This is a genomic window from Bartonella sp. TT110JLCBS, assembly GCF_042193405.1.
In the GTDB taxonomy this organism is placed as follows: Bacteria; Pseudomonadota; Alphaproteobacteria; order Rhizobiales; family Rhizobiaceae; genus Bartonella.
Window position 1 is genome coordinate 16692 of sequence record NZ_JBHILT010000016.1, and the last position, 26290, is coordinate 42981.

Annotated in this window: 19 protein-coding genes and 2 tRNA genes; 13 read left to right on the forward strand and 8 right to left on the reverse strand. The window is 35.8% G+C overall.

Annotated elements, in window-relative coordinates:
* Positions 1 to 52: 52 nt before the first annotated feature.
* The gene (gene argC / locus ACFILW_RS07225) at positions 53 to 985 is read left to right on the forward strand and encodes an N-acetyl-gamma-glutamyl-phosphate reductase (RefSeq protein WP_375622437.1); all 933 of its coding nucleotides are present in this window, start codon (positions 53 to 55) and stop codon (positions 983 to 985) included.
* A 21-nt stretch (positions 986 to 1006) separates the two neighbouring features.
* Here the strand turns inward: argC and ACFILW_RS07230 are convergent, their stop codons facing one another.
* The 4 genes from ACFILW_RS07230 to hfq form a co-directional block, all read right to left on the reverse strand.
* On the reverse strand, positions 1007 to 2083 hold the full coding sequence (locus ACFILW_RS07230; protein ID WP_375622435.1) for a COX15/CtaA family protein: 1077 nt from the start codon (positions 2081 to 2083) through the stop codon (positions 1007 to 1009).
* Positions 2084 to 2230: 147 nt separating this feature from the next.
* Positions 2231 to 4057 (reverse strand): hypothetical protein, encoded by a 1827-nt coding sequence (locus tag ACFILW_RS07235; RefSeq protein ID WP_375622434.1) that lies wholly within the window; start codon positions 4055 to 4057, stop codon positions 2231 to 2233.
* Positions 4058 to 4201: 144 nt separating this feature from the next.
* Positions 4202 to 5545, reverse strand: coding sequence for a GTPase HflX (hflX, locus tag ACFILW_RS07240; protein WP_375622433.1), 1344 nt, complete (start codon positions 5543 to 5545; stop codon positions 4202 to 4204).
* A 54-nt stretch (positions 5546 to 5599) separates the two neighbouring features.
* Entirely contained in the window at positions 5600 to 5839 is a 240-nt protein-coding gene (hfq, locus tag ACFILW_RS07245) for an RNA chaperone Hfq (RefSeq protein WP_005773461.1), read from the reverse strand.
* 671 nt (positions 5840 to 6510) lie between these two features.
* Between hfq and ACFILW_RS07250 the strand changes: the two genes are divergently transcribed.
* The 8 genes from ACFILW_RS07250 to mazG all read left to right on the forward strand — a co-directional run bounded on the left by ACFILW_RS07250 (position 6511) and on the right by mazG (position 20335).
* Positions 6511 to 11067 carry a hypothetical protein gene (locus ACFILW_RS07250; RefSeq protein ID WP_375685431.1) on the forward strand — a complete coding sequence of 1519 codons (4557 nt, stop codon included), beginning with the start codon at positions 6511 to 6513 and terminating at the stop codon, positions 11065 to 11067.
* Between the two features lie 1128 nt (positions 11068 to 12195).
* Positions 12196 to 14514 (forward strand): NADP-dependent malic enzyme, encoded by a 2319-nt coding sequence (locus ACFILW_RS07255; RefSeq protein ID WP_375622431.1) that lies wholly within the window; start codon positions 12196 to 12198, stop codon positions 14512 to 14514.
* A 188-nt stretch (positions 14515 to 14702) separates the two neighbouring features.
* Positions 14703 to 14987: an acyl carrier protein gene (locus tag ACFILW_RS07260; RefSeq protein ID WP_375613069.1), complete on the forward strand. Its 285-nt coding sequence runs from the start codon at positions 14703 to 14705 to the stop codon at positions 14985 to 14987.
* Positions 14988 to 14998: 11 nt separating this feature from the next.
* A complete protein-coding gene (locus ACFILW_RS07265; RefSeq protein ID WP_375622430.1) occupies positions 14999 to 16174 on the forward strand; it encodes a beta-ketoacyl-ACP synthase in 1176 nt (391 codons plus the stop codon).
* Positions 16175 to 16189: 15 nt separating this feature from the next.
* Positions 16190 to 17464: a beta-ketoacyl-ACP synthase gene (locus tag ACFILW_RS07270; protein WP_375622429.1), complete on the forward strand. Its 1275-nt coding sequence runs from the start codon at positions 16190 to 16192 to the stop codon at positions 17462 to 17464.
* 57 nt (positions 17465 to 17521) lie between these two features.
* Positions 17522 to 18550 carry a zinc-binding dehydrogenase gene (locus tag ACFILW_RS07275; RefSeq protein ID WP_375622428.1) on the forward strand — a complete coding sequence of 343 codons (1029 nt, stop codon included), beginning with the start codon at positions 17522 to 17524 and terminating at the stop codon, positions 18548 to 18550.
* A 6-nt stretch (positions 18551 to 18556) separates the two neighbouring features.
* Positions 18557 to 19486 carry a lipid A biosynthesis lauroyl acyltransferase gene (locus ACFILW_RS07280; protein WP_375645872.1) on the forward strand — a complete coding sequence of 310 codons (930 nt, stop codon included), beginning with the start codon at positions 18557 to 18559 and terminating at the stop codon, positions 19484 to 19486.
* 33 nt (positions 19487 to 19519) lie between these two features.
* Positions 19520 to 20335 carry a nucleoside triphosphate pyrophosphohydrolase gene (gene mazG, locus ACFILW_RS07285; protein ID WP_375622427.1) on the forward strand — a complete coding sequence of 272 codons (816 nt, stop codon included), beginning with the start codon at positions 19520 to 19522 and terminating at the stop codon, positions 20333 to 20335.
* A gap of 70 nt (positions 20336 to 20405) precedes the next feature.
* On the opposite strand, the gene ACFILW_RS07290 is transcribed toward mazG, so the two are convergent.
* Complete coding sequence (locus tag ACFILW_RS07290) at positions 20406 to 20771, reverse strand: iron-sulfur cluster assembly accessory protein (protein WP_375618518.1); 366 nt, start codon at positions 20769 to 20771, stop codon at positions 20406 to 20408.
* A gap of 612 nt (positions 20772 to 21383) precedes the next feature.
* Here ACFILW_RS07290 and ACFILW_RS07295 point away from each other — a divergent pair.
* Positions 21384 to 21460: transfer RNA gene (locus ACFILW_RS07295), tRNA-Pro, on the forward strand.
* 253 nt (positions 21461 to 21713) lie between these two features.
* Here ACFILW_RS07295 and ACFILW_RS07300 read toward each other — a convergent pair.
* The gene (locus ACFILW_RS07300; protein WP_375622426.1) at positions 21714 to 22181 is read right to left on the reverse strand and encodes an Hsp20 family protein; all 468 of its coding nucleotides are present in this window, start codon (positions 22179 to 22181) and stop codon (positions 21714 to 21716) included.
* A 283-nt stretch (positions 22182 to 22464) separates the two neighbouring features.
* On the opposite strand from ACFILW_RS07300, the gene ACFILW_RS07305 reads away from it, so the two are divergent.
* The 3 genes from ACFILW_RS07305 to ACFILW_RS07315 all read left to right on the forward strand — a co-directional run bounded on the left by ACFILW_RS07305 (position 22465) and on the right by ACFILW_RS07315 (position 24802).
* Positions 22465 to 23367 carry a serine aminopeptidase domain-containing protein gene (locus tag ACFILW_RS07305; RefSeq protein ID WP_375685432.1) on the forward strand — a complete coding sequence of 301 codons (903 nt, stop codon included), beginning with the start codon at positions 22465 to 22467 and terminating at the stop codon, positions 23365 to 23367.
* A gap of 900 nt (positions 23368 to 24267) precedes the next feature.
* Positions 24268 to 24630, forward strand: a complete 363-nt coding sequence (cpdR, locus tag ACFILW_RS07310) for a cell cycle two-component system response regulator CpdR (RefSeq protein ID WP_375622424.1) — start codon at positions 24268 to 24270, stop codon at positions 24628 to 24630.
* Between the two features lie 97 nt (positions 24631 to 24727).
* Positions 24728 to 24802 (forward strand) — tRNA-Val (locus tag ACFILW_RS07315).
* Positions 24803 to 24891: 89 nt separating this feature from the next.
* Here ACFILW_RS07315 and ACFILW_RS07320 read toward each other — a convergent pair.
* Together ACFILW_RS07320 and ACFILW_RS07325 are read right to left on the reverse strand one after the other, a co-directional pair.
* Positions 24892 to 25284 (reverse strand): helix-turn-helix domain-containing protein, encoded by a 393-nt coding sequence (locus ACFILW_RS07320; RefSeq protein WP_375685433.1) that lies wholly within the window; start codon positions 25282 to 25284, stop codon positions 24892 to 24894.
* 65 nt (positions 25285 to 25349) lie between these two features.
* Positions 25350 to 26135 (reverse strand): DNA adenine methylase, encoded by a 786-nt coding sequence (locus ACFILW_RS07325; RefSeq protein ID WP_375685434.1) that lies wholly within the window; start codon positions 26133 to 26135, stop codon positions 25350 to 25352.
* Between the last annotated feature and the right edge of the window lie 155 nt (positions 26136 to 26290).

Genomic DNA, 26290 nt, shown 5'->3' on the forward strand with positions numbered 1-26290 from the left:
TATTTTGAAAAGCTGAATATAGTAGGAAAAGTTAATACGAAGGCAAATAAGAATGCTAACCAAAGTTTTTATTGATGGTGAACACGGCACAACCGGACTACAAATACAAAAACGCTTAGAAAGGCGTACAGATTTAAAACTACTCTCTCTTTCTCATAAAGATCGCCATAATGTTCATCTGCGACAAGACTATCTTAATCAAGCTGATATTGCTATTTTGTGTCTTCCAGATGATGCTGCTCGCGAAACAGTTCATTGGCTTAAAAAAAATAAAAACATTAGGATTATTGATAGCTCGACAGCCCACCGTGTTGCACCAGACTGGGTTTACGGATTTCCTGAAATGACAGCTGGACAAAGAAAGCGCATCCAAACGGCACATTATGTAACCAATCCCGGATGCTATCCTACCGGTGCCATTAGTTTGATTCGCCCACTCCGTGAAGCAGGACTGCTAGACGCCTATTATCCCATCTCGATTAATGCAATCTCCGGCTATACCGGAGGTGGAAAACAGTTGATTTTACAAATGGAAAATCAATCTCAAAAAAATATTCAGGAAAATTATTTTATCTATGGTCTTAATCTTGAACACAAACATGTGCCAGAAATCAAGATCTATGGACAAATCAATCAAACCCCAGTTTTTATACCAAGTGTGGGTCGTTTCCCTCAGGGAATGATTGTGAATCTTCCTCTGCATCGCCATTTATTCACAAAATCAGCAAACTGTTCTGATTTGCGCGAAATTCTCGCAAACCATTACGATGGACAAAATACCATTTTAGTTGCATCACAAGAAGAAACTGCTTCACTTCAAAGACTTAATCCAGAATGTTTAGCCAATAAAGATGGTATGAAACTGTTCGTATTTGGAAATGATCGTGAAGGCATTTTTAATCTCAGCGCCATATTCGATAATTTAGGAAAAGGCGCATCAGCTGCTGCTGTCCAAAACCTTGATTTAATGCTTTCAAGCAACTAAACTCCACCTAGATACAAGCTTTTATTCAACAGCACAATATGCCCCTTTTGTTGCTCGCCAATGCGCAACAACAAAACACAACACGACTAATGCCATACTTTGATGAATGAGCCCCAAACTTATCGGAACCTCATGTAATAGTGTCAAAATACCTAAAAGTGCTTGGATAATAATCATAACACAGATAAGAAATGCACGACGAGAGTGGGTTGAACGGGGAACATTTTTTTGTACATAGAAAGCATGAATAGCTGAGGCAAACAATAAAAAATAAGCAAAAAATCTATGAATAAACTGAACCGTTAAGGGATTTTCGAATAAATTGAGCCAAACAGGACGATGCTGTAACAATCCATCAGGAATAATCTGACCATCCATAAGGGGCCATGTATTATAGACTTTTCCAGCATGAAGCCCTGCAACCAAAGCACCCCAATAAATCTCTATCAAGACGAGAATAACGAGCCATGCCGCAAAATATTGCACCTTTTTATTTGCTGGTTTTTCTGAATATTCTGCAAGCCCTCGAGATAAATAAGTAACAAAAATAATCACAAAACATGCCGTTATAAGATGAAATGCCAAACGATATTGGCTCACACTTGTTAAATTACTTTGTCCAATCCCTGAAGCAACCATCCACCAACCAATAAAGCCTTGAAAGGCGATAAGAATAGGCACAACAATAATCGGGAGTAAGATATTTTTTTCAACACGTTTAGTTGCCCAAAACCAAATGAGCCCCAATAAAGCGACAAGACCAACAAGACGCCCAAGAACACGATGCGCCCACTCCCACCAAAAAATGACCTTAAAAGCACTTAAAGTCATATCAGGATTAAGCAGCTTATACTGTGCTATCTGTTGATATTTTAAAAATTCCTCTTGCCATTGATCCACACCAATCGGTGGAATAACGCCATGTATTGGCTTCCATTCCGTTATAGATAATCCTGATCCCGTCAAACGAGTAGCGCCCCCCACTAAGACAATTGCTAAACAAAGCAATAAAATAGAGTAAAGCCACACCTGTATTTGTTTTCTATTTTTCTTTTGCACGGGCGTTAAAATGCTATTGTTTAATTCCTTTACTGCCATCTCTGATTGCCCCACGCTTCTCTCCAACTAAAATGCATTTTAAAATTTAAACATTAACTCTGTTATCTATTTTAGTATGTACTACAACTTTAGCAAAAAACAAGCGTACCACTATAACATGTGATACATATTTCTTTTTTACGAAGCTTATGATGCAACAACGCGATAAACAGTCTTTGGAAAGCATCTTACCATCCGCATCATCCAATCCTGTTCATTAAGAACAGTATTACAAATATAATAATCTGTTAGCTCTGCAAATTGCTCAAATCCATATTTGGGTTCACTTGCCATCTCTAGGATGATAAAATCATATTCTTTTTTAAATTCTTGTAATATATGAGAAATATCATTTGAAAAATCTTGTGCAGAAACAGCGCTTGTTAATCCCTGGGGGAGAATATCAACCCCCGTATCATAATCACGGTAAATAACATCATGCAACTGGGCATTGCCCGTTAAAACATCACTCAGCCCACGATGTGGACCAATGACTTTCTCTATTTGTTGACCAGAAATATCGACTAACAAAATTGTTTTGTTCTCTTTTGTGAGATGAAGTGAAAGTTTTGCCGCTGTCCGTGCTGCCTCTGGTCCAATGATTGAAATAATGGTTGAAGCACGCCATTTCAAAACATCAGATAATCCCTCTATTGTAATAAAAGCTTCAAGACCTTTTGTTTCTTGAGAAACTGAAATACTCTCAGTTTCCTTAAGAGCATTTTCTTTTGATCTCAACCCCTCTTCTGAGAGTTGGTCTTTTTTGCTTCTAAAGCACGGATAAAATAACAATATTCCTAGCAAAAGAGTAAGGAAGCTGGCCAATGCACTCACAAGAATATTTTTTCCATAAAGAGCCATAAAAGAAATTGGTGCTAACGTTGTTGGCATAACCACGTGGATATTTGTATTTTGTAAGAGAAGAGGATCATCACTCAATCTCGGATATGAATCAACAATTTTTTCTCTTCGTTGAGCAGACTTGCTCATCGCTTCATTTTGGGCATCAACTGCTGCTTTTATTTTATTTTCAAACTCGTTAAATATTTCATTCAAAGATTGGGATTGATCTTTTACAAAAAAACTCACCCTTTTTTGAAGCTGTTTTTCTAATTCCGTTGCAATAACCTCATCTGAATGAACTTGATAAACAATCTGTAAAATTTTATTTTTTAATTGATGAGAAACCGCCTCTAATTCCGCAGTCATTGCCTTAATTTGAGGATGAGTCCACCCCAATTGCGCCGCCATATGTGCTCTTTGCGTTTCCAAAAGATCACGTTTAGATTCAAGAGAAACAATTGCTGAATTGCCTGCAATAAACGATAAAGACAATAAAGACTGCCCACTTTCACGCATCATGTTAATCATTGAATTCAAACTTGTTAAATGAATACGCTTTAAAGTTGCTTGCGTTAATTGCATCGAAAGATCATGAAGCTCTGTTTGTTTTACACCACGCTGAATAAAAGAATCAACAGATGCACGAAATCCCTGTACAATATTAACGATCGCAGTATCATCATATTGTTGGTCTTCTGATTTATCACTTAATAAGGATTGTTTCTGTTTTATGATTGCTTGTGAAAATGCGGAAAACCAAGTTTCCAACCCATGTTGAGCTGCTTCAAGTGTCTCAGCTTCAAAAGTAAGATTGATAAGATCACCATGACGCGATAAACGAATATTTTCCCGATTTTTTTTCTTATAGGAAGCGCTTAAAGAAAAATGCGAATCATTTGAGAATATAGGCTGTGAAAACAAAAAGCCGATAACATTGTCTTGCTTTTCAGTTGGTAATGGCTTTCCTACAGAATCAGATAATGAAAATGTTAAAGTTGCTTGGTAACCACGGGGCTGGACAAAATAATACAACCAAATCAAAGATACACACAGGATTTGTAATAGCAAAACAATCAAAATGTTTCGCCATACTGTACATACGAACAGTCTTTTATTACATGTAAGACTCATCTTTATTTTAACCAGCAAAATACTTCTTCATATTGTTTTATTAAGAGAAAGTAGTAACTATCCTCTTAACTTGCTGTCATATTATTTTGAGATAATAAAAATATAAAATTTAAGCACAAATGTTCAACAATAGCTTTAAAGAACTTAATCCATATTTTTTTTGAGGCTCTCTAGTTGTTTTTTTGCTTCAGAAGTAACAACCGCTCTAATGGTAATAGACCCATCATCATGCCCTTCTTGCACTATTTCCGCAGAGTTTTCATAAAACCAATCAATAAGCGACATTTCATGAGGTTGTAAAAGATATTCAATGCTTTGCACATCTCCAAAAATTCGCTTTTCAATGGCTCTTAATAATTGATCGAGTCCATCCCCCTTAAGTGCTGATACCATGAGAGCAGGATTTAATCGTGTTTTTGCGCTTGCTTGTAAAACATTCAATGCTTGCTCATCCAACATATCAATCTTATTCCAGACTTCTATGATATGCTCCGTATCATCAATATCGATATCAAGACTTGAAAGCACTTCTAAAACATCTTGGGCATGTGCACGATGATCAAGATCTGACATATCTCTTACATGAAGAATGAGATCCGCTTCAACCACTTCTTCAAGGGTTGCTCTAAAAGCTGCAATCAAATTCGTTGGCAAGTTAGAAATAAACCCTACAGTATCAGACAAAAGAATAGTTTTTCCATGGGGAAGCACAACTTTGCGCAAAGTCGGATCAAGCGTTGCAAATAACATATTCTTTGCTAAAACATCTGCACCGCTTAAACGGTTAAAGAGTGTCGATTTTCCTGTATTCGTATATCCCACCAGTGCCACAACAGGATAAGATGTTTTTTTTCTTTTTGCTCTATGAAGAGCACGTGTTTTAATAACCGTTTCCAATTCGCGGCGAATACGAACAATTTTTCCTTGCAAAAGGCGCCTGTCTGCTTCAATTTGAGTTTCACCAGGTCCACCTAGGAAGCCACGCCCTCCCCGTTGCCTTTCCAAGTGCGTCCAACTACGCACAAGCCGCCCTTTTTGATAGGATAAATGCGCCAATTCTACTTGCAAAACCCCTTCTTTTGTTCGTGCACGATCACCAAAAATTTCAAGAATCAAAGCCGTTCTATCGATAACTTTGCAATTCCATAACTTTTCTAAATTACGCTGCTGTACTGGCGTTAAAAAGTGATCTACAATTGCAAGCTCAATAGAATATTCATCTATATAACAGGTTAACGCATCTATTTTACCTTTTCCAAAGAAAGTCGCAGAGCGAGGCGTTGCAATATTAATCGTTTCATAATTAACAACTTCTAACCTTATAGCACGCGCTAACCCCAATGATTCTTTAACACGAGAAGATATAGAACACTCTCTCAAAGAGCTTTCACTTCTATTTTCTTGAAAAATTGGTATCAAAACAAGTGCACGCACTTGTCCTGTATTCTGCGAAAACACCCCTCCTAATCTCTCATTTTCATTTATCATAGCAATCTAAGTACTTTTAAAATGGGATAAGAGGTCTATCTTTAAATGATATATTTACTCAGGACTTTCACCCTCAAACATCTGTACAGGTTGTCCAGGCATAATCGTAGAAATAGCATGCTTATAAACCAATTGCGCGTGTCCATCTCGGCGCAAAAGAACACAAAAATTATCAAATGAAGTTACAATTCCCGTGAGTTTAACGCCATTGACAAGAAAAATTGTAAGGGAAATTTTTTGCTTACGCACCGTATTTAAAAACACATCTTGCAGGTGTTGTGATCGCTCTGCCATTATTCTTACACCTTTATCTAGATTGCATAAAATATTTGTGCATGCATATCGACTGAAAAATATCCAATTGTCAACGTAGAAGCTTCAAAATTCAGCAACAAACAACTGAAATTAGAGAAAAAACGGCTCTTTAAGGCAATAATAAAGTACAACTTACGAAAAGCTATATTAAATTAAAAATTTTTCCACGTTTACTTTTTTATGAGCTTACAATTAAAAAGCAAAAATTTATACTAAGCCATTACAGGCTATATCTGTGATGATAAATCTCCTTTGTTTCGAATCAATAAAAGTAAGCAAACAACAGCATTTATTAACAATCATCGATATTTAAAAAGAGGCATTCGCACCTCACTGTTTTTTTAACATTATATATGCCATATATACGCCATTAAATCATCTTATCTTAAAAATAATAGATTTATAAAGCTTTTTATAAACACAAGTTGTAAACAGTATTTTTGTTTTTATTAGAGTCAAATAATAAATTGTTTTTGTTACATTTTATAGCACTTTTAAACAGGGTATAAGAAACTGCGTTAACTTTATCTTGATAAGTTTTCAAAATTTTTCCCTAAGCATATTCCTTTCTAAATAATTAACAGCTAGTATGTAGAAATTATGTGGAAGAGGACGTATCCCTTTTCCGTCTGTAAGAGTACGAGGCGAGTATGGCACGCAGAACAAAATTGCAAACATTTGAAGTTGAAGTTGAAGAAGCCCTCACAAAAGCTATGGACTTTGATTTCGATAACACAGGATTTGAAACAATATCATCCAATAATTCTGAAAATGTTGTTAATGTCGATGATCTGATTCAAAAAATTGCAATGGCAGAACAAGAATTTTTTGCTGAAAACGGTACGTCAACTTTTGTTTCTAATATTCATGATGAAGCTGTTATTGATAAATCCGTTGTTGAACAGCTTTTTTCTCCAAAACCTTCACCTGATATTTCAGGTGGAACTGTTCATAATACATTGTTGTCTACAAAACTTCTTCCTGCAAATGATGATATAACAACCCCTGTAAATTTTGGACCATTAAAGCAGCGTTCTTCCTCTCGAGTCTACTGGTATACAACAGCGCTTAGTGCTTTATGGGCAACTGGAGGAGCTTTTATTGCGCATAAGCTTGCACCTACCGGACTCAGCTCCTTATCCAATATCAGCACTTTTGTTACATCCCCAACAGGCCTTGCTGTAGCAGCTGGAACAGCAATTCCTATCCTTATATCTTGGGGCGTTGCTCAATTAACAAAACGCTCAAACGACTTGCATAATATTGCTCTTCTTATGACCAATGCTGCACAGCGCCTTAGTGAACCACAACATCTATCTGAAAAACAAGCTATTGCTATAGGGCAAACCATTCGTGAAGAAGTAGCAGCAATGAACGAAGGTATTGAACGTACCCTCGGACGTGCTGTTGAACTTGAAGCGATCATACAAGGTGAAGTTCACAATTTAGAACAAGCCTATGCTGAGAATGAATCACGTATCCATACATTAATCAAAGAATTGAGTAATGAACGCATCGCCATTTTGAATCACGCAGATCGCGTACAATCAACAATTAAAGGAACCCAAGAACAACTGAGTGATGAATTTGGTTTGGTTACCTCTAACATTGTAACCAACGTTGAAAAACTTGCACAAACCCTTTCTCAAACTTTACAAAAACAAGGTGAAGACCTTGTTGAAAAACTTTCCTACGCCAGTGATGGCGTAACAAATCAGCTTGTTGAAAAGTTTAACAAAACAACAACACAAATTCAGCAGAAAAACACAGAATTCTTTCATGAATTAGGAAAAAACTTCGATGGTTTTGCAAAACGATTTGATCATAATGAAAAACAAATAGAAAAAACCTTTAATGAAACAGCTGAAAAAGCGGAAGTACATGTTGCTAAAATTGCAACACATATACAAGCAGTAACAGATCAAACTTTGCACGCTGTCGATGAAAAGTTTAAAGCCTTGGATAAAGCTCTTATTGATCGTAATAATCAATCTCTACAGAATTTTGATGAGAAGATCTTAAAGCTCGACGACCAAGCACATAAACTCTCTTCTAAATTTGATAACGTAACCTCGCAAGCAATTGGAGCCTTTGAACAACGTTTAGCAACTGTTGATCTTTCTCTTAAAGAACATAGTGATTCCATTATTGATTCCTTTATAGAACGCAGTCAGGCTTTAGAGGATAATGCTGAAAAACTTGGTAACTTCTTGGAATCTCATGTCTTGAAAATAAATGAAAACCTCCAAGAAAAAACAGCAGACATTACCCATGCATTTACAAATGGACGTGAAGCTATTCTTTCTGCAATTGATAAAAGTAAAGAAAGTCTGAGAGAAGAAATTCAATATGTCGACAATGCCATTGTTGATATCATACAAGAACGTTCACAAGATTTTAAAGTACAACTTTCTGATCAACGAGCTCTTATGGCAGACATGCTCGATAACGAGAAGAATAAAATTGCAGATACATTAAGAAATCAAATTGATGTTTTGTCCCAAAATACTTCTCATATTGAAAAAGTTTTGGCTGATAATGTTCAAGTTGTTGATAAACAAGCTGAAAATCATATTACAAACATCATTCAATGCACTGAAAAGCTACAAGACGTCATTGTACAAAGCTGTAATACAACCCAAGATGCTTTAGAAGCACAAGCGAGAAATATTGATATCCGTGCCGATGCTCTGCGCGATTCTTTAGCGATTAATAGTTTTTCTCTCAATGAAGTTCTTGCCGATCAAGCACGCACACTTGAGCAACGCATGGAAACAATCCATAACCTCATTGCAAAAAGTGATATACGTGTTGATGTTGCATTGAAACAACAAATAGATTTAGTTGAGAGTGCAATTGTTGCCAATAATAAAAACATTACTGAAACGGTTCAAGATCATATCAAAAACCTTGAAAGCCATGCCGAAATTTTAAAGAATACCCTCTCTCAATCGAGTGGAGTTTTCTTTGAAACCCTTGAAACACGTATGGAATCATTCGATACAGATCTAGAAGATCGTGCACACAAAATTTTTGAACGGACAACAACGCTAGAGGAAACATTATCTGAAAAGTTTAGCCAAATCTGTGAAGCCATTGATATGCAAACATCTGTTATTGAGGAACGTTCTGACACGTTAAAAACGTCTCTCATGCTTAATAATGAGCAAAGTCAGATAATTCAACAAGCGCTGGAAAGCAGTGTTGACAATATGCGTGTAACTTTAGAAGACTCTGTTAATACAGTTACAGATAACCTGCATAATAAGATTATAAAAGCTTCTGATATTCTTTCTTCTACGAGTGAACAAATTCTTTCATCTGTTACAAATGTTACTGCCCAAGCAGAAAATATTCTCTCAGAATCAGGCAATCGCATTGTATCAAATGTCAAAAAAACTGTTTATGATACCAGTGAAAAAGTTCTGTCCGTTCTGTCTGAACAAACAGCGCATACTGTCGAAGCTTTCGCAACAGCCAGTCATAATGCACAAGCATTATTGAATGAAACTATTCACACATCAACAACAGCAATAGAACAAGTTCTTAATGAACGCTGTGATGTTCTTCATCACTCTATGCAAAATCTTAAAAATAATTTAGGACATCAGCTTTCTGATGTCACGAGCCGTCTGGAAGATGCTGGAAATCAAACAGCGACACAAGTTTCAGAACATGTTGGAAAAATAACAGAGCTGACAAATTACTTAAATCAAGCAGCGCAAAATACGACAGAATCTATTGATTCTTTAACACAGCATATCGGTGAACAACTCTCTCTCTCTACACAAAATGCTGAACAAAGAATTTATGCACATAATGAATCTTTAGTGAATAGCTTGACCAAAGCTAACTCCGAAACACTTCAAACAGTAACAGCGATGAAGGAAGAGCTTGTTAATAATGTCTCATCCATCTTAAAACAGTTGAATCAATCAATTTACAATTTTCACGAAAATAGTAATGTTTTATTATCAGCTGTTCAAAATATTGATGGTCAGTTTAGTGAAACGACGAATAATTTTTTCCGTAATACAAACCAAGTAGCAGAGCGTTTAACAGCCTCAAATCAAGCACTCAACAATAATGTTGAAATTCTGCAAGGACTCTCAGAGAATACCTTTGAACAAATTAATCATATAACAAGCAGTTTTGGTGAACATGCAAAAACACTCACCCAAACTATTCACGTTCTTGAACAGTCTGAAAATTCACTTAGTGCAACACTTGAAGAAAAACATAATACGCTTTCTGTATTAAGTGATGCACTTGTTTCAAAGTCTCATGAAATTAATCAAATGATTGAGCATTATGAAAAAATCTTCAACTTAGCACTTGAACGCTCTGATAAGAATGCGCGTAACTCCACAAATTCATTCCAACAATCACTTAATGGACTTGTTAGTGAAGCATCAACGCGTTTTTCAGAAGCAGCAGAAAATATACGTCGCTCCGCTGATGAAGTTCGTTTAGAGCTCTCAAAGATTAATAATGATATCAATGAAAATGTAAAAAAACTTCCAGAAAAAACAAAAGAAACAACGCAAACAATTCGCACAGCTTTGAATGAACAGATTACAGCGTTACAAGATTTAGTCAGTGTTATACAAAATGATCAAAAGGATTTGCAAAAACAGCTGATATCGGCATTTCCTACATCATCAATGTTTAATCAAAGAAGTGATAGTTCCCCTGAAACCATTAAAAAGATCGTACCACCTAAACCTGTTTTGCAACAAGATCAAAGCAAAAAAAGACCAAATAAATGGGTATCGAATCTCTTAGAAAGAGCTTCACGTGAAGAAACATTTTATGACGCCCCTAGTGATGCTGTTTTAACGTCTGTGCAAACAAAACCACGTCCTGCAAACACCTCTCTTAACTCATTAGCATCTGGTATAGTGCAAGCGATTAATCATAATGCCATTGTTGAGCTATGGGATCATTATCAACGTGGACAAAAAAACATTGTAACAGAACGTCTTTACACCTTGAATGGAAAAACAATATTTGAAATGATTAAGAAAAAATATATGAGCGATTTTGAGTTTAAACGTTCAGTGAATCAATATGTTACAGATTTCGAAAAGCTCTTACGTGATATATCGCGCAGTTCTAGTTCTTCCAACTCAGTGCGCAAATACCTGATATCAGATACCGGAAAAGTTTATACCATGCTTGCTCATGCAAGTGGCCGTATTCAATAAACAAATAAGAAAAGTGGAGAAAAATATTTTTTCCACTTTCTCTCTCCAGTTGTTTTAATGGCTCATCATAGAGTACTTTGCTTTCAACTGTAGCTTTCAAAGGCTGGGATAATTGGCATGCGATTTTCTTTGATATCCTAGACGATAATCCTAAAGAAGCATAATAACTTATCAAACAGCATAACATTCTAAGAATAATAAAACATATTTCCTACTTCTTTATTCTTCTCTTAATCTTTTTTTTCATAGTTTCATAAAAACATAAAGCTCTAACAATATTATTTTATTTGCTACCTCTCAATGTTTTTTCATGCGTTTTTATGAAAACAATTCATAAGAAACATTTTTATTCCTTTCTTAAAGATTTTTTACTCACATATTGCTCTTCCTTGAAATATGTAAGTCAATATTTTTGTTATATTAGGTGAATTTGAAATGAATGGATTTTATTGTATTCAAATTTCTCATCCAATATACAAGATGATTCATTATAAATTATAAAGAAAAGCGTTATATGGAATATATGAACTTCATGTATAGAATGCGCAATTACAGCTATTTCTGCGACATCTTCGTTGCTTAAAACATATACTTATCAGTATATAAAAAATAAAGCTTTCACTATTAGAAATTCTATTGAACAATAAACAACACAATTTCTCTTCTTAACGTTTCAACTACCTTTAAAATATTTGAATAAAAAATTTATAACTTTTAAATTGTTGTTTAAAACTTCTTTTACCTACGTATAGAATTTTAAATAAAATATATATTTTATAAAAAATGGATGAAATTAATAGGAAAAGCTCTTCTGTGTTTTCCTTATTTTGTAAGCATTGCAAAAAAAATAATGACTTGGTAATGTAAGCATTAAGAAATATTTCATTTTTTTGTAAACTAATTAATTTTTACGTGTTTTATTAAGGAAAGAAAAACAAACGTGCTGCTATCAACAAAATTATTTACGCGCACAAACAAAAAGAAGCATCAAATTGGTTTTACGATCCAGGAGAATTTACTCATGCCCATGCATTTTGATATGCAGAGAAATGAGGATCTATAGTAGACAAAACCTTATCGTAGATGGAACGCTCAGTATAAACATACACTAACTTGGATATCATAAAAATGTCTAGAGAACGAAATAGTAATTTCAGTTCACAAAAAGCTGAACTTGACAGTGCCGCACTTTTTTATCACCAGTACCCTAAACCTGGAAAATTGGAAATACAAGCAACAAAACCTCTTGATAACCAACGTGATTTAGCTCTTGCTTATTCTCCAGGTGTTGCTGCACCATGTCTTGCAATTCATGAAGATCCTAATCTTGCTGCTCAATATACCTCCCGTTCTAATTTAGTTGCTGTTATATCCAATGGAACTGCTGTTCTTGGTTTAGGAAATATTGGCCCACTTGCTTCAAAGCCAGTTATGGAAGGTAAAGCCGTTTTATTCAAAAAATTTGCGAATATTGATGTTTTTGATATTGAAATTGATGCATCCGATATAGAACAAATGGTACAAACGGTATCGACTTTAGAACCTACATTTGGTGGTATCAATCTTGAAGACATCAAGGCTCCTGAATGTTTTGAAATCGAAGAAAAACTGCGCGCTAAGATGAATATTCCAGTTTTTCATGATGACCAACATGGAACTGCTATTATTGTTTCTGCGGCTGTATTAAATGCCTTAAATCTTTCAGGAAAAAAAATTGAAAATGCAAAAATAATTACCTCAGGTGCAGGCGCTGCGGCCCTAGCTTGTATTAATCTTTTGGTCCGTCTTGGGGCAAAAGTTGAAAATATTTGGCTTAGTGACTTAGAAGGTGTTGTTTATGAAGGTCGCAAGACCCTTATGGATCGTTGGAAAGACAATTACGCACAAAAAACAGACGCACGAACTTTATCTGATATTATTGATAATACAGATATTTTTCTGGGCTTATCTGCGGGTGGTGTGTTAAAGCCTGAATATCTTAAAAGAATGGCTCAAAATCCACTCATTTTAGCGCTGGCTAATCCAGTACCAGAAATTATGCCCGAAGAAGCACGCTCCGTGCGGCCAGATGCAATGATCTGTACAGGGCGCTCTGATTATCCCAATCAAGTTAATAATGTACTGTGTTTTCCCTATATCTTCCGTGGTGCATTAGACGTAGGTGCTACTGCAATTAATGAAGAAATGAAAATGGCTGCTGTTCATGCGATTGCTGCCCTTGCACGTGAAGAAACTTCAGATGTTGTGGCACGCGCATACTCAAAAGAACCCCCGAGTTTTGGTCCAGACTATTTGATCCCCTCTCCTTTTGATCCGCGTTTAATACTGCGTATTGCTCCTGCTGTTGCTAAAGCAGCAATGGCAACAGGTGTCGCCGTTCGTCCCATTGAAGATATGGAAGCCTATTATGATATCCTCAATCGATTTGTCTTTCTTTCTGGTTTAACAATGAAACCTGTTTTTGCTGCAGCAAAAACAGCAAAACGTAAACGCGTCATTTATGCGAATGGTGAAGATGAACGCGTCCTTCGTGCAGCACAAATTGTCATTGAAGAACAAACGGCAACACCTCTCCTTATCGGTCGTCCACATGTCGTAGAAGCAAGATTAAAACGCTTTGGTTTGAGAATTCGTCCTGGTATAGATTTTGAATTAACAAACCCTGAAGATGATCCACGTTTTCGTGATTATGTTAATTTATTTTTTCATTATACAGGAAGACGTGGTGTTACGCCTGAAATGGCAAAAACAGTAGTAAGAACATCAACAACGGCCATTGCTGCCCTCGCCGTCATGCGTGAAGAAGCAGACGCGATGATTTGCGGCTTAGAAGGACGTTTTGAACGTCAACTTGAATTGATTGAACAAATTATCGGTCTTGATCCTCATGTTCACCGTTTTTCTGCTATGAGTTTGCTTATCTCTCAACAACGTACTCTTTTCCTCACAGATACTTACGTCAATGAAAATCCTTCTGCAGAAGAAATCGCTGAAATGACTGTGTTGGCAGCTCAAGAAGTTGAAGCATTTGGAATAACACCAAAAGCAGCCTTATTATCACACTCAAACTTTGGTTCTAAAAACACAGAAAGTGCGCGTAAAATGCGACGTGCAACAGAAATTCTTGCCAAATTACACCCTGATTTAGAAGCAGATGGTGAAATGCATGCTGATGCTGCCCTTTCCAAAGTTTTTCGTGATCGTGTTTTCCCTGATTCTCGTCTTAAAAGTGAAGCTAATTTACTTGTCTTTCCAACACTTGATTCAGCCAATATCACGCTCAACACTGTTAAAAGCCTTACAAATGCACTCCATGTTGGTCCTATTCTAATCGGGGCAGCACGTCCCGCCCATATCTTAACGCCTTCAGTAACTTCACGGGGAGTTGTTAATATAACAGCCCTTGCTGTCCTTGCTGCCAATAGAAAAAATAGTCTCGTAAAATAAATGCGCAATAAAATTTCAAAGTTTTTTAAATATTGAGATATAGTATTTCATGTACTGTAAACCTCTTTTCTCTATAGAAAAGACAGTTATATTCTGGATTAAGGCTTTTTTTTAAAGAGAAAAAAGGCTAGAAGAACAGTATTAAATGTATTTTGAATTTACTAACTCTATAATAAGGAATCCGTGTATTGTCTGCTACGTTTGATAAAGTTGCTGATATTATTGCAGAAATCAGTGAAATTGATCGCAATATAATTACACCTGAAAGTCATACAATTGACGATTTGGGAATTGATAGTCTTGATTTTCTTGATATTGTTTTCGCTATTGATAAAGCTTTCGGAATAAAAGTTCCACTAGAACAATGGACGCAAGAAGTCAACGAAGGTACAGTTGCAACGGAAGAATACTTTGTTCTTAAAAACCTTTGTGCAAAAATTGATGATCTCGTTGCCTTAAAACAGGCGGAGTAATTTTTTTCATCATGCATGATCAATCTGTATTCATCACTGGTATAGGACTCATAAGCTCTCTGGGAGAAGGAACTGATCAACATTGGAATCTCTTAAATGATCCAGCCCGTCAACCAAACCTAGACTATACAACTTTTTCGCCCTACACAGTTCATAAATTGCCCGAAGTTGATTGGAGTTTACAAATTCCTAAAAAAAGTGATCAACGGCAAATGGGAACATGGCAACGTCTTGGTACTTATGCGGCTGGTCTTGCTCTTGATGACGCCGGTATGAAAAATAATGAGCAATTCACTTCAACAATGGATATGATCGTAGCAGCAAGTGGAGGAGAGCGTGATATTACTGTTGATACACAAATCCTTTCTAAAGCGCGCGCAGTCGTCGATCATGCCTCTATGTTAAATGTTGCTCTTGCAACCGAACTTCGTCCAACATTATTTTTGGCACAACTTTCAAACCTTCTGGCAGGAAACATTTCAATTGTTCATAAAGTCACTGGATCATCTCGCACATTTATGGGAGAAGAAGGTAGTGGACTTTCTGCACTTCAAGTTGCTGTAGCCCGTATTAAATCGGGACAAAGTACCCATGCTCTTGTAGGAAGTTCCTATAATGCACAAAGTTATGATATGTTGTTAGCACATGAGCTTGGTGGTCTTTTAACTCATAATGGGTGGAGCCCAGTGTGGGATCGTAAAGTTCACCCTGGCGGCGGTATTATAACCGGTTCTGGTGGTATTTTCTTCGTTCTTGAAAGTGGAGAACATGCGAAAAAACGTAACGCACGTGCTTATGCTGAAATTAGTCAAATTGTTACAGACCAAATAGATAGAACCAAAACTTCACTTAGAGAATCAATTGCAACAATGTTAAAAACTGTGGGCACTAAATCTGCCTTAGCCATTTCAGCAGCCTCTGGTGCTCATGAAGCAACAAAAGCAGAACAAAATGCTCTTGATGATGCTAATCTATCTTATCGCGGTATTACAACGTTATTTGGCTATATGCGGGAAGCACAATTTCCTCTAGCACTTGCTCTTGCAGCACTTGCAATTGAAAAAAAACACTGTTTTCCAGCGTTAAGTCCTCATGAAAAACCTTTTCTTAAAGAAGTACATGAAATATTTGTGACAACTATTGGTATAAAAAGAGCTGAAGGTATCGTACGTCTTACAGCTGTTTGAAGGGGAATTTCTATAGTGAAATATCATGATCATTTTGGGCGTCCACTTGTAGCAATAACTGGTGCAGGCATTGTCACATCACTAGGACAAGGGAAACATGAAAATTGGCAAAAATTAACAAACGGTGTAAGTGGTATCCACAAAATAACACGTTTTCCCGTTGAGGGATTAAATACATATATTGCTGGAACAATTGATTTCCTCAAAGAAAGTACGCTTGGTGCTTCAGCTCTCTCTGAAAAGCTTGCGCATCTTTCTGCTGAAGAAGCTTTAAAACAAGCTGCTATTGATAAAACAAATTTTAATGGACCACTCTTTCTAGCTGCTCCTCCTGTTGAACTTGAATGGAAAGCACGTTTTAGTCTTGATCAAGAGGAAGAATTCAATAATGAGCCTTCTTATGCACATCTTCTTAAAGTCTGTAAGCATAAACTCCATGAGACGCTTTTTGAAACCACACAATTTGGTGCAATTGCAGAAAAACTTCAAAAAACATTCGGTACAAAAGGACTTCCTGTTACACTTTCCACTGCCTGTGCATCTGGTGCAACAGCAATTCAATTAGGTGTTGAGTCTATTCGACGGGGAGAGACAAATCGTGCTCTCATAATTGCGACAGATGGGTCAGTTTCAGCAGAATCTCTTATTCGTTTTTCGCTACTATCTGCTCTTTCAACTCAGAATGAGCCTCCAGAAAAAGCAGCAAAACCCTTTAGCCGTGATCGAGATGGTTTTGTTATGGCAGAAGGCTCAGGCGCTCTTGTTCTTGAATCTCTTCAAAGCGCATTAAACCGTAACGCTACAGTTTTAGGAATTTTAGCTGGCTGTGGAGAAACAGCCGATGATTTTCACCGTACACGTTCAAAACCTGATGCATCACCAGCAATTGAATCCGTTCGTAAAGCCTTAGACGATGCACAAATAACCATCAATGAAATTGACTATATTAATGCACATGGAACCTCAACACCTGAAAATGAGAAAATGGAATATCTTGCGTTATCAACAGTCTTCGGTGATCAGTTAGAGCATATTCCAGTCTCTTCTAATAAATCAATGATTGGGCATACATTAACTGCTGCTGGTGCAATAGAAGCCGTTTTTTCGCTTTTAACCATTCAATCGGGGATACTTCCACCGACAATAAATTACGATAATCCTGACCCTGCTATCCCTTTAGATGTTGTTCCTCATCATAGCCGTAAAGCCTGTGTTAATGCGGTTTTGTCAAACTCTTTTGGATTTGGTGGTCAAAATACGAGTCTTGTTATCACAGCATATAAAGGATAATCCTTTAATAATAAAATTTTATAACGCTAACCAATAATATATTTAAGGGGGATAATAATGCGTGCACTGCAACTCTTCGATGAACGTCGGCTTGAAATCACCAATATTCCCTCGCCATCTCCACCGAGCCTAGGTGAAGTAACGGTACGGATAAAAGCTGTTGCCCTTAATCACATTGATGTATGGGGATGGCGTGGCATGGCCTTTGCGAAAAGAAAAATGCCACTCATCATTGGTGCTGAAGCCTCTGGTGAGGTTATACAAATAGGAGATGGCGTTGAACATCTCCAACTTGGACAAATTGTCTCAATTTATGGTGCACAAACCTGCGGAATATGCCAAGCTTGTCATGAAGGACGGGATAATCTTTGCAGTAATGTAAAGGGAGTCTACGGTTTTCACCTTGATGGATTTGCGTGTGAGCTTGTCAATTTGCCAGCACGTTTATTAGTTCCAGCCCCTCTCCAATGTGATGAATTGCAAGCAGCTGTTGCTCCAATTACTTTTGGTACCGTAGAACATATGCTTTTCGATAACGCAAAACTACAAGCAGGAGAAACAATCCTAGTACAGGCTGGTGGCTCAGGTATTGGTTCTGCAGCCATTCAACTTGCAAAACACATGGGCTGTACAGTTATCACAACTGTAGGTTCAGATGAAAAAATTGCAAAAGCGCACGCTCTTGGGGCAGATCATGTGATTAATTATCGTAAAGATCGTTTTGAAGGTGTAGTGCGTAAATTAACCCAAAAAAAAGGTGTTGACGTTGTTTTTGAGCATGTTGGTGTCGATACATGGAACGGTTCTCTGTTATGTATGAAAAAAGGAGCACGCTTAGTGACTTGCGGTTCTACCTCTGGTGTTTCAGCACCAATAAATCTCATGCAATTATTCCAGCAACAGCTTAAGATATTCGGTTCATTTGGCTGCCGTATGGAAAATATGAACAATGCCATGCAAAAAATGGCACAAAAAGCCGTGCACCCTGTCATTGATACAATTGTTGGGCTGGATGAAATTGATACAGCTTTAAAACGAATGGAGAGTCGTGATGTTTTTGGTAAAATTATCCTTAAAATCGATTAAATCATGATGAAGCTTTCTCTTAAAAATCTCATATATCGTATTAAAATTATAGCTAAAAAAATATCCTACTTGTTATGGGCATATCTGCTCTTTGGTTCTTTATTTATTCTAAAATGTTTTCCAGCCAAAATGGGAATTTCTTTTTTTGCTTGGTTAGCAAAAAAAATTGGTCCCCTTGTACATCGTCATCAAATCACACTTGCAAACCTTAGGAGTGCATATCCAGAAAAAACAGAGCAAGAACTCCATGTGATTGCAATAGAAATGTGGGAAAATATAGGACGTTTCCTAGCCGAATATATTTTTCTTGATAAAATTTTTGATTTTGATCCTCATGCAGACGAGCCAGGTTTCATTGAGGTTAAAGGCATTGAAATATTTGAGCGATTAAAAAATGAAAAAAAACCACATATTTTTTTCACCGCACATACTGGAAATTTTGAACTTCTGCCTATTTGCGCACAAAGTTTTGATCTTAATGTTACAGTATTATTTAGACCACCCAATAATCCCTATGTTGCCAAACGAATCCTTAAAGCACGACAAACTTCTATGGGACATCTTGTTCCCTCCAAGGCCGGTGCAGCATGGGCATTAGCAGCCAAATTAGAAGAAGGTGAAAATGTTGGTATGCTCGTTGATCAAAAATTTCGCCGCGGTGTCATGGGGACGTTTTTTAACAGACCTCTTAAAACAAACCCCTTAATTATAAAACTTGCTCGACAATATAACTGTGATATTTATCCAGCACGTTGTATTCGTTTGCCTAGTGGACGTCATCGTTTAGAGTTATATGAACATGTAGAACTTCCACGTGATGAAAAAAATGATATCGATATAGCTGCTTCTACGCAAAAATTAAATGATATTGTTGAATCTTGGGTTCGTGAATATCCTGGACAATGGATGTGGTTACATAGACGTTGGGACATCTAACATAAGCTCTATTGCTTACAAAGGAAGTGCAAAATGTTAGCCTCAAAAGATATCAAAGATCTCACTGCAATTATCACTGCATTACGAAACTCTGATAATGGTTGTATCTGGCATAAAAAACAAACTTTTGAATCCCTCATACCCTATATGCTCGAAGAAGTTTACGAAGTCATCGATGCCATTGAACGAAAAAATCGAAAGGATCTCTGTGAAGAACTTGGGGATCTTCTTTTACAAGTTGTCTATCATGCTACCATAGCACAAGAAGAAGGCAGCTTTACTTTTGAAGATGTTGTTTATGCAATCACGGAAAAAATGATTCGACGCCATCCTCATGTTTTTGGAAATGCTGAGCAAAAAAAACGAGGATTTATAAAAGAAGAGTGGGAATATATAAAAAAAAGAGAACAGGTTGAACAAAAAAGAATGTGTGAAGAAAAAAACAACAATTCCTCCACAAGCATACTCGCAAAAGTAAAACCAATCCAGCCAGCAAACCAAGAAGCGCTTGCTTTACAAGAAGCAGCGGCGAAAGTGGGTTTTGATTGGCAAGAGAGTGATAAAGTTTTTGCAAAAATAGAAGAAGAACTCGAAGAGCTCAAAGAAGCCATCAAAAATAAGAAAATTTCAGAAATAGAAGCAGAGTTTGGAGACCTCTACTTTATTCTCCTCAATTTGGCACGCCACTTAGCGATTGATTCACAAAAAGCATTAAAAAAAACAAATACAAAATTCCGAAATCGTTTTGCCTATATTGAAGAAAAGCTATCCACTCAATCTAAAACACTCATTGATGCATCTTTGAAGGAAATGGAAGCACTTTGGAAGCAAGCTAAAAATGAACAATAAAAAATAGTAGATTTCTTCTACCTAAAAGAACAAGCCCCTCTAAAATTACTAAATTATAATTTAGCTCAGCTCAATTTGTTTTATATTGATCCTGCGTAGCAGGACGAAGTTCCACCGATTCTCCACACCCGCATGCTGAAACTTGATTAGGATTTTTAAAGACAAAACCAGACCGCAGCGTTGTCACTTCATAATCCATCTGCGTCCCTAATAAAAATAATACCGCATCATGTGCTACAAAAACACGGGCACCATTCACTTCAACAACGTCCGCATCTATCCCCTTTTCTTTGACAAGAGTAATTGTATACTCCATCCCTGCACAACCACCTTTTTTGATACCAACAAGAATACCCTGTGCATCTTTTGCATCCATAATCGCTTTAACACGATCCACTGCTGCTTGCGTCAAATTTATTACCGAAAAACGGCTCATTCTTTACTCTTTTCTTAGTTCAATAGACACTTTGAAAGTTTTTCCTCTATAATATTTTATCTGATCTTTTAGAAAAAAAACAAAACATAAATTAAAGCATTGTGACCTTGTTTGTTTGGATAAAAATACATACCCGTAAAATGAGACTTGTGATTATACAATCCAAAACTTACAATTTTTTATCCACATAAAATGCAAAATACCTCATCTATAAAAACTCTAAAAAAACGAAAACTTTTCAAAACCATACATTCACTTCTCTTCCTTTGAAAGTCTTTATCTTTTTAGATAAAGTAACGATTAGGTAAGGAAAAAATATACCTCCCACATTCATTTTCTCCCCTCCTTTTAATGCATACCCCTAAAGTCACTAATCTTATCCCCTTATAATCTGCAAAAGTAATTAAATGCATACATCTATTAACTATAGAACTAAAAATTTAATGATCACAAAGAATTTTATAGATTCGTTACTTATCTTGAATTAACAACAAAATATTGATGTCCAAATTTTTTTCAAAAGCTCTAAGTGCAAGAGCATTTTAGATTTTATTCTGTTTATTTTTTCTCTTGCCTTTAAAGAAACAGTCATTTAATCGTTTTACACGAACTCGGAGCGTAGCGCAGCTTGGTAGCGCACTTGACTGGGGGTCAAGGGGTCGTGGGTTCAAATCCCGCCGCTCCGACCATTTTTAAAAAGCTATAAAATAAGCTTACTTAAAAAGTGAATTATTATGTATTTCAATTGCACACACATGAACTTTTTCTTCAACAAAGAATAATGTGCAATGATATTTTATCATAAATTCGAGATAAGCTGTTTTATTTAAATGCGCTTCGTTCTTAGGAAAACACATACGAAACGCGAGACCTTTTGTCTCGCGTTATTTCATTCTTTAGAAAAATGTATAATTATTCGATCTCATATTTTCTAAATTTTCTTTATGCGATACTGTTGCTATTATCATTTTTTGTAATGGATGGTGACATCTGTACGGTTATCTTTTTAGGTTTTAATTCAGCTGGCATCTCCCTTTTAAGCTGAATATGAAGAAGCCCATCTCCAAGTTCTGCTCCAATAACTTTAACATGATCAGCCAAATGAAAACGCCGTTCAAAAGCACGCGAAGCAATACCTCGATAAAGAAATTCTCGTTCTTCATTATCATTTTCAGGCTTTCTGTCTCCTTTAACGATCAACTGGTTACAATGCGTTTCAATATCAATTTCATCTTGAGAAAAACCAGCAACAGCCATAGAAATTCTATAAGAATCTTCAGTTAAACGCTCGATATTATAAGGCGGATAAGAAGAAACTTCGTCTGGTTGTGTTCTAGAATCAAACCAGTTAAAAAGATGATCAAAACCTACTGTGGAACGATAAAATGGTGAAAAATCTACTTGACGCATAATATTGCCCTCCTCTAGAGCGACTATAATTTATAATTGATTCACAAAGTTCCCAAATGGCAAACTTACTTGTGAACCAGTGGTCCCTTCACGGCAACCACACTATATTATCTGGTAATTGTTTTTCCTCATTTCAACTCTTTTGTACCTGAATTGATAAAAACTATCTAAAAAGTACCATACCCCTTTCTTAATCCTTCTTCCTCATTACATAAATAGTCAAAGTCATCTCATTATCTCACGTTGCACTAAGTTGCAGAAATACTACTGTAAAGGATGTCAATTGGAAACGCCTTTTTATCGCATAGACTGGGAATCTACTCCTCCTAATATTCATCATAGCACCTTTAAAATAGCAATAGATCGCGAGATTCATTTTGCGATAACATATCCTGAATTAGAAAAATCTAAGGGAACAATTGTTATTCTCGAAAGCTACGCAAATATTTTAGAAAAATACTTTTTACCAATAAATGAAATTTCTAAACGTGGTTTTCATACGGCAATATTTGACTGGTTTGATCAAGAAAAGACATCCTTTAAAACAAGAAAACAAAGCCGACATTATTATTTTGATATAAATAATGATATTAATGATTTATATGAATTTCTTAAAAATATTGTTTATCCTAATTGTCCGCCACCTTACTCTATGCTAGCCTATGGCATAGGTGGATTGATAGCACTGAGCGGATTAGATCTTATTAATCATCAGTTTAATAAATTGCTCTGTGTTTCTCCCCTTTTTGCTCCATTCGGCAATAAAACAAATGGTTTTCAACATAAGTTAACACAATTTCTTTCTGATATAGGTCTTGGCTTCATACCAGCGAGAAATGAAAAAAAACTAAAAAATATGCAATTAAAACACGCTCAAAAAGTGCCCTACCCTTCCATTAATCCCCCAACATCCCTATGGATGGCATCGGTATTTAATGCGATTGATTCTGTGAAAAAAAATCTACTTCACGAGCATTTACAAATCCCAACACTCTTTATTCTCGCCAATCAAAAAAATATTGCAAACAATATTGAAGTGCGGCAATTATGCCAACACACACGTCTGACAGAAAATATTACTATTACAGGCGCTGAACTTGATACAATTATGGTTAACGAAGATTACAAAAAACAATTTTGGGCTGCATTTGATGCTTTTATTCCCGATAATGTATCTATAAAATAACATGAGACCTTCACTTCCGCTTGCTCCATCAAAACAAAAATTTCTACGAGCAACGTCAATCTATAAAGACTTCTTTGATACAGTAGATAGCCTCTTTTAACAACTCACATGATTCTTTTTATAGACTCTACATGCAAGCCATGAGCTAAATATTCATTACATCCTCTAAAAAATACCTAATATACAAAGTATATCATTATATTAAACGATATTATTTAAATAATAATATAATTTATAAAATATAAAAAATAATTATATATAAAATTATACTTATATAAATAAAAATATTTTATATGATTAATATAAATTTAAATAAAAATAAATAAAATAAACGGATTTAATAAAAATTATACATCTTTATAAATAAAACATCAAAATACTGTTTTTTATTTATTATTAAGTTGTTATTTTATATTATATCTATAAAAATAACAGTTTTTATCCATTTAAATAAAATACTCTAAAAAAACGCTGTTCATAATATTTATTTTAAAATATCTATAAAATACAAATAACTATAAAAAATATATTTTGTAATAGAAATTTTTTAAAACAACAAATTAACATAATATTCTTCTAATTTTCTAATATAGGTAGTCTCTACAGTAATGATTTTTATAAGTTTTTTAATGGAGTTCTGTTAAGAATGAAAAAAATTAAAAGAAAAAATAACAATGAATTATCTTAAAATATTTTGCAAGTCCCTCCTTTTTTAAAGTACATACATTTCGAATTTAACCAACTCACAACGAATATGCTGTATTCTGAATAAGAATGTAAAAATTAACCATTTTGCCATTCATTTCAATTATGAGCATTTTACCATCTTTTTTATAAATACTCTATATTGTATAATTGATGCGGCAAAACTCTGACAAATGGAGCTATTGGAACATAATCATGAAACGAATCCTGCTCGCAGAAGATGATAACGATATGCGTCGCTTCCTAGTCAAAGCCTTAGAACGTGCAGGCTACGAAGTCGCCGACTTCGATAATGGCATTAGCGCATATGAACGTTTACAAGAAGAACCTTTTTCTCTTCTCCTTACTGACATTGTGATGCCAGAGATGGACGGCATCGAACTCGCACGACGCGCTACTGAAATTGACCCTGATTTACGCGTAATGTTTATTACAGGTTTTGCAGCGGTTGCACTCAATTCAAATAGTGATGCCCCTCCTGATGCAAAAGTACTCTCTAAACCATTTCACTTACGTGATCTGGTAAATGAGGTTGAAAAGATTCTTATAGCTGCTTAAAAGGATATTTTTAAAATTATTCATGTCTGATAAAAAAGGAAATGAAATTAAGCATTGACGTTTGTCATTCTATATGGTGTATGCAACATCAATGAATGGGCGTGTAGCTCAGCGGGAGAGCACTACGTTGACATCGTAGGGGTCACAGGTTCAATCCCTGTCACGCCCACCATTGCATTTTATATCAACAATAACTTATTGATTTTCCATATGTTTTTTACTGTGAGGGACGCGTAAATAAAAGTTGGGGAATAGGATTTTCTAACATTTGTCTACAACAGTAGCATTTTCTTTTCTTTGCGCTTCGCTAATCATCTCTAATAATGTTTTGAATGCTTCTAAATCCTCTTGTGAAAAATCTTTTAAATTTCTAAAAAACATGCCAACAGTTTTACGCCTCAACGGATCAGAAGTCTTGATTGTAAAACTTTTGCGACAAGCATCCGATTCTCTTCTCAAAATTTCTGCTACCTCTTGATCTAAAGCATAGAGTTCAATTATCTTTTCCTCCAGTCCTACAGGAACAGATTTTTTGCCAATCTCGACAGAAGATAAAAATGCTACAGATATGTCTAATTTTTTAGCCATATCTAAAAGGCGTTCGGAGTGATCAATGCGAAGTTTCCGTAAAATTTTACCAAAAGATGTAACCATATAAAAAGTCCTATTAGAGAAGAAATATTTTCTTCTGATTCTAACAAATCTTTTTATGATTTTCTTCAATTATTACGAATCAAGAGTTCTTTTCGGGGTGGTTTTTTTGCCGTACCTGCTGTCCAAAGGGTCTCTAATTCTAAAAAGTCAAAATCCTTAAAGATCTCTCGAACCGCATCACAATCATTTAGACTCAAGACAAATTTGCCTTGTATGCTTTTGAGAACTTTTGCCATACTCACAAAATCATCTTCAACAAAATTCCCAGAGCTGTAACACTTCTTCTTCACAAGATAAGGCGGGTCTAGGTAAAATAAACTGTCGGGTGCATCAAATAGCTCGATAACCCGTTCCCACGACAAATTTAAGATCGTTGTATCAAGAAGCTTCTGTCTAACACGTCGCATCCTTGATAGCAGCTTATCGGGATTAAATGCTATAGGCTTTTTCCTTCCAAAGCCAAAAGAGACATAATCTTTTTTTCCATACATCACACAACGTTGGAGAAACAAAAAACGGGCGGCTCTTTCAACTTTGGAAAGGCTTTCTGGTTCAATCGCCGCAAGTTCAAAAAACAACTGTCTTGAACAAACAAACCATTCTAGTCGTTTGGCTAAATCATCAAAGTCATTTTGAACACATTGGAACAGATTCGTGATTTCTCCATTCAAATCATTAATAACGGAATATTTTGCTGGTCCTTTATTTAGGAAAATAACACCAGAGCCTAAAAACGGTTCAACATAGGTTTCATGGTCAATACTATTTAAAATCGGTATAATTTTCTTACGCAGATAGTGTTTACCACCCATCCACGCAAACAATGTTTGTGTAAATTCTTGTTTCATCATATTTTTAAAGGAGAGATTTGATATTTAACTTTTTGTTAACCATCTTTTAAGATGTGAGAAGCTATTCTCTATGGCGTCCACGCAACGGGAAAAATCTATTACAAACATAAAGACAATAAAGGCTATCAATTTCATGATGCGTGACATCATCTTTA

Coding starts and splice junctions, on each gene's coding strand:
- argC (WP_375622437.1), top strand. CDS start 53: ATGCTAACCAAAGTTTTTATTGATGGTGAACACGGCACAACCGGACTA.
- ACFILW_RS07235 (WP_375622434.1), bottom strand. CDS start 4,057: ATGAGTCTTACATGTAATAAAAGACTGTTCGTATGTACAGTATGGCGA.
- ACFILW_RS07265 (WP_375622430.1), top strand. CDS start 14,999: ATGCATGATCAATCTGTATTCATCACTGGTATAGGACTCATAAGCTCT.
- ACFILW_RS07250 (WP_375685431.1), top strand. CDS start 6,511: ATGGCACGCAGAACAAAATTGCAAACATTTGAAGTTGAAGTTGAAGAA.
- mazG (WP_375622427.1), top strand. CDS start 19,520: ATGTTAGCCTCAAAAGATATCAAAGATCTCACTGCAATTATCACTGCA.
- hfq (WP_005773461.1), bottom strand. CDS start 5,839: ATGGCAGAGCGATCACAACACCTGCAAGATGTGTTTTTAAATACGGTG.
- ACFILW_RS07325 (WP_375685434.1), bottom strand. CDS start 26,135: ATGATGAAACAAGAATTTACACAAACATTGTTTGCGTGGATGGGTGGT.
- ACFILW_RS07230 (WP_375622435.1), bottom strand. CDS start 2,083: ATGGCAGTAAAGGAATTAAACAATAGCATTTTAACGCCCGTGCAAAAG.
- ACFILW_RS07300 (WP_375622426.1), bottom strand. CDS start 22,181: ATGCGTCAAGTAGATTTTTCACCATTTTATCGTTCCACAGTAGGTTTT.
- cpdR (WP_375622424.1), top strand. CDS start 24,268: ATGAAACGAATCCTGCTCGCAGAAGATGATAACGATATGCGTCGCTTC.
- hflX (WP_375622433.1), bottom strand. CDS start 5,545: ATGATAAATGAAAATGAGAGATTAGGAGGGGTGTTTTCGCAGAATACA.
- ACFILW_RS07320 (WP_375685433.1), bottom strand. CDS start 25,284: ATGGTTACATCTTTTGGTAAAATTTTACGGAAACTTCGCATTGATCAC.
- ACFILW_RS07275 (WP_375622428.1), top strand. CDS start 17,522: ATGCGTGCACTGCAACTCTTCGATGAACGTCGGCTTGAAATCACCAAT.
- ACFILW_RS07280 (WP_375645872.1), top strand. CDS start 18,557: ATGAAGCTTTCTCTTAAAAATCTCATATATCGTATTAAAATTATAGCT.
- ACFILW_RS07255 (WP_375622431.1), top strand. CDS start 12,196: ATGTCTAGAGAACGAAATAGTAATTTCAGTTCACAAAAAGCTGAACTT.
- ACFILW_RS07290 (WP_375618518.1), bottom strand. CDS start 20,771: ATGAGCCGTTTTTCGGTAATAAATTTGACGCAAGCAGCAGTGGATCGT.